The organism is Streptomyces sp. BE20 (genome assembly GCF_036322525.1).
Classification (GTDB): domain Bacteria; phylum Actinomycetota; class Actinomycetes; order Streptomycetales; family Streptomycetaceae; genus Kitasatospora.
The window spans coordinates 1-418 of record NZ_JAQYWW010000764.1; the positions used below are offsets into that span (position 1 = coordinate 1).

General features: G+C 66.0%; 1 protein-coding gene. It reads right to left on the reverse strand.

Going from position 1 to position 418, the window contains the following annotated elements:
* A partial coding sequence (locus PUR61_RS45355) for a hypothetical protein (RefSeq protein ID WP_329879614.1) occupies nt 1-318 on the reverse strand: 318 nt, incomplete at its 3' end.
* Nucleotides 319-418 lie beyond the last annotated feature (100 nt).

The window sequence follows — 418 nt, forward strand, 5'->3', positions numbered from 1 at the left end:
GTGTGGGGGGCGGGGGCGTTCCGCGTTGGGTGGTGGGGGGGGGGGGGGGGGGGGGGGGGGGGGGGGGCGCCCCCCGGCCCCCGCCGCCCGGCCGCCCCCGCCCCCCGCCCCCACCCCCCCGCCGCCCCCCGGCCCCCACACCCCCCCCCCCCCCCCCCCCCCACCACCCCAACCAAAAAAAAAACCAAAACACACCCACCCCCCCACACCAACCCAAAACCCCCAAACACAAAAAAAAACAAAAAAAAAAAAAAACACGCACACACCCCAAACCACCCAAAAAAAAAAAAAAAAAAAACCCCCCACCCCAACAAACACCCCCCCCCCCCCCCCCCCCCCACCACCCCCCCCACACCACCCACCCCAAAAACCCCACACCCTCCCACCAAAACAACACCAAAAAAAACACATAAAAAAC